3 protein-coding genes are annotated in these 4,108 nt (G+C 44.1%); all 3 read left to right on the forward strand.

Going from position 1 to position 4,108, the window contains the following annotated elements; all coding sequences use genetic code 11:
• Positions 1–134 precede the first annotated feature (134 nt).
• Genes FYJ51_RS13285 through FYJ51_RS13295 form a run of 3 tightly spaced genes read left to right on the forward strand, consistent with a single transcriptional unit; the run spans position 135 to position 4,021 of the window.
• Positions 135–2,015 carry a tyrosine-type recombinase/integrase gene (locus FYJ51_RS13285; protein ID WP_105304329.1) on the forward strand — a complete coding sequence of 627 codons (1,881 nt, stop codon included), beginning with the start codon at positions 135–137 and terminating at the stop codon, positions 2,013–2,015.
• A complete protein-coding gene (locus FYJ51_RS13290; RefSeq protein ID WP_105303441.1) occupies positions 2,008–2,994 on the forward strand; it encodes a tyrosine-type recombinase/integrase in 987 nt (328 codons plus the stop codon). The genes FYJ51_RS13285 and FYJ51_RS13290 overlap by 8 nt, the downstream gene beginning before the upstream one ends.
• Positions 2,987–4,021 (forward strand): tyrosine-type recombinase/integrase, encoded by a 1,035-nt coding sequence (locus FYJ51_RS13295; RefSeq protein ID WP_105303440.1) that lies wholly within the window; start codon positions 2,987–2,989, stop codon positions 4,019–4,021. Before FYJ51_RS13290 ends, FYJ51_RS13295 begins: the two co-directional genes overlap by 8 nt.
• Positions 4,022–4,108 lie beyond the last annotated feature (87 nt).

Raw genomic sequence — 4,108 nt, forward strand, 5'->3', positions numbered from 1 at the left:
CCTTATGCCCAGCTTTTTCTTATGCCCATGATTTATTAATTTCCGCATAGATGGCTGCGCTGTAGCTCCAATGATGTGGATAACATAATACAGTTCTGCATAATGAAAGTACCAATAGAAGGAGGTACACCATTATGAAGAAGTACGACGAGTGCGTAAACACAGTGATGCAGTTCCTTACATCGAATCACTATGGCAGCACTGCAATCTATGAGCATCAGAACAGCTATAAGAGGATTAAGGAATGGCTGATATCCTCTGGTGCCTCATGCACACCAGAGGCACTGAATGCTTGCTTTGAAGAACACAGCGGGGAATTAATACCATCAAAACAGCGGCAGCTTAAGCATGCCCTTGTTCAGCTGATAGATGTCTATGAAACTGGCAGCATCCGTGATCAGCATGTCGGTTTCCAGATCTGCCCGTATGATCAGCTTACTTCTGTATTGAAACAGGAAGTAGACGAGTTTGTTTCGCATTGTCTTTCTGAAGGAAAACGTGCGTCATACGTAAAATCTCTTCAGGGAAAATGTTCGGATTTTATTCTTTTCCTGCAGAATCATGGTGTGACGACTATCCGCCAGGTTACATTTGATTTAATTCTCCTATACCAGAGTCAGAATAATTCCAAATCCAGGTGCACACGTGCGTCAAAGGAAAGTGCCGCACGTATGATGCTGGATTTCTTCGCTGAGCGCGGTAAATGCCTGCACGGGCACGCAGAAGCAATGACTATTCTCACGCGTAATCAGATTGTATTGGACACATATTTCATTCCAGCGGATTCCATGCGCCCTGCTGACCATTCTCTCTGGGAAACTGCCTCTTCTTTTCAAAGTGCGCTCAAGAAGAATCGGTACTCAAAATCTGTATACAATTATTATTATCGCAGCGTAGTTCTGCTGTTGATTTTTCTAGAGAAAAACGATCTTGCCCTCACTAAAGAAATTGCGGAACTCTGGTTTGAACACGCAAAACCATTGTCTGGAAAATCCTGGAAATCAATGCGGCGTGCATTGTATCAATTTCTTCATTTTGCGGATACCGGCGAGATCATTCCGTGCCAGACTACTTCACCTAAGCCAGTAAAGATGATTGATACCATACCTGCATGGTGCAGAGTCGAATGGGAAGACTTTCTAGCCGTTCTACAGAGAGAAAACCGTGCCCAATCTACCATTGAGATGTATCGGAGTTCAATCAGCAGATTTTGTCTATATTTCGATAAAGTTGGAATAACCGGGTTTGATCAGCTTACGCCAGAGATCCTAATTGGCTTCAATGCACAGGATAAACATGAAACCGCAGAAGGGAAAGCTGCTTATAACAGCCGAATCAGAAACTTCATCTGCTATCTCGAAGATAAAGGCATCATCAGCAACCAGTGGCTGCATACTGCGATTTCTTCCATTCATGCCCCGAAAACCAGAATTATTGATACTCTCCCAGAAGAAGCAGTTGAGAATTTCTGGAAAGTCGATCAGGAAGCCTTCACTCCTATGGAACGCCGGGATTATGCGATTTCATGTCTTGGACTTGGAATGGGTATACGGTCTTCGGACATCGTGTCGCTGAAGATAGCAGATATCGATTGGAAAAAACAGCAAATCAGTTTTACTCAGATGAAGACTGGAGTCTCTGCAGTGCTCCCCATGCCGGTACATGTAGGCAATGCAATCTACAGATATCTGCAGATAAGACCACAAAGCAGCAGTGAGAATCTCTTTATTCCTTTCAGAAGTCCTTACGATAAGGTCGGCCGCTGCGTTTGTCAGAAAGCACTGGAACGATTCATTGGTGAAAACAAAGGTTTTCATATCACACGAAGGACATTTGCGACTGCTCTTCTGAGAGGCCAAACAAAAGCTGCAGTTATTTCAGATTCTCTGGGACATCGTTCAGAAGATACTGTATTCAAATACCTGCACCTCGATGAGCAGCGTACCAGACAATGTGCCATTTCGCTGAACCAGCTTGGAATTTTCTGGCCAAAAGAAGGTGCATTTTATGGATAAGCACTATCAATGCGCCAGTGTCTTTGCGCCGTATATCAATGAATTTATTACACAGAAAAGAGCACAGGGCTATTCATATGACGATTGTGATTATTACCTGAAACGCTTCGATGGATTCTGTGTTGAACATCACATCAGCGAGCCAGTCATCACGAGGCAGCTCTTTGAAGCATGGATTGAAAAAGGAGCATCTTCTGCTGAAGGCAAATCCGGCAGGCACAAACGCGAGACAATATTCCGGGCCTTTTCGATCTATATGAACATCCTTGAAACGGAATGTTATATCCCTCATCACATCTGCCATCTTCCTAAGGTAATGCAATACCTGATGAGTGACAGCGATATTCAGGAATTCTTCAGTGTTCTTGATGGTGGAAGATGCAGAAATAATGATCCTGATCACATCCGCATGTATTCTGAGTATCGCGTCATGTTCAGGATGATCTGCTGCTGTGGTCTTCGCAATTCCGAAGCATGTGAATTGCGCCGCAGCAACATAGATCTTGAAAAAGGAATTATCACGATCATTCATTCAAAGGGAGACAAAGACCGTCTTGTCTACATGGCGGATGACCTGACCGAGCTCTGTCAATCCTACTGGCTCTGGATGACATCAGAACAAGGGATTCAGTCGGATTGGTTCTATCCTAGTAAAGATACCAGCAAACACATCATAAAACATTCAGTATGCCGCAAGTTCAATGAGATCTGGACTCAGACTGCAGCTTCCAAGCTCTGCGATAAAAAGCCTACCGTTCATAGTTTTCGGCATTATTTTGTGACTAAGCGCATGAATCTGTGGATGGAACAGGGCGTCGATTTAAATGCAATGATGCCATTTCTCAGCAATTACCTGGGACATGCCGGCGTTCTAAACACGCACTATTACTATCACGCTGTTGAAGACTCAATCAAGATAATCCGTAGCAAGGACAAGGTTTCTTCTGCTGTAATTCCGGAGGTAATTACTGATGAATAAGAAAGATTTCAGTACACTATTCTTCTCGAAAACGCGTGACTTCCTGGATAAGTATGAGGCACAGCAGCTAAGGCGAAGTGAAAATACGATTGAATCCTATCGCGACGGTCTCACTTCTTTCCGGCGCTTTATCACTAATGAGAAAAAGAAGTCTATGCTTACTTTTACATTCAGCGACTGTACTAACGAGCTTGTTCTGGACTACATGGAATATCTGCAGAACCGCGGCTATGCCAAAACAACCTGCAACCATAGGCTGTCAGCATTGCATGCATATCTATGGTATGCCTCAGACTGTGACGTCAAGGTCCTGCCTGTTGCGCTGGCAGTATCGCATCTCCCGTTTCTTCGGGAAAGTGAAGTCGTCCGCGACGTGATCAGCAGCGAATGCATGGCCGCTTTACTCGCTGCTCCAGGGAATTCCAGGAAAATTCTGATCCGGGATACCACGATCATGGTAATTCTGTATGACAGCGCAATTCGTCTGAGTGAACTTCTCGATCTGAGAAAAAGCGATGTGAACCTATCCCGAAAAGATCCATATATCCGGATTCACGGCAAGGGAGATAAAGAACGCATTGTTCCTATTACAGATAAGACGGTTAATCACCTAAATCGGTATTACCAGCATTACCATAATGAGGGTTCACCACCTACAGACCTGCTGTTCTATACTGTCATTCACCGGAGAGTCAACCGGATGTCTCCTCAGAATGTACAGCGATTCATCAAAAAGTATGCAGAGAAGATCAGACCGGAGCATCCTGATCTTCCTCAAAGAGTCCATCCTCATATGTTTCGCAGAACCCGTGCAACAGAACTGTATCAAAACGGTGTCGATCTTGAATTGATTTCACGATTGCTTGGCCATTCAGCCTTAGAAACCACGAAAATCTACGCAAAGCCCTCTGTAGAGATGATGAAGAAGGCAATGGATCATAGCTTCTGTGGTTACGAAATGGAGCAGGAGCCAATCTGGGACTTGAAAGATGAAGAGGAAATTGCCAGGAATTTCGGACTGCGCTAAGAAAGATTATGCCTACATTTTTCTTATAAAAATCAGTAAAACTGGGCTTCTGCAAGGAAACTAATGATAAATAGAAGCTGGGCATAA

It is taken from the genome of Stecheria intestinalis (assembly GCF_009696165.1).
Classification (GTDB): domain Bacteria; phylum Bacillota_I; class Bacilli_A; order Erysipelotrichales; family Erysipelotrichaceae; genus Bulleidia; species Bulleidia intestinalis.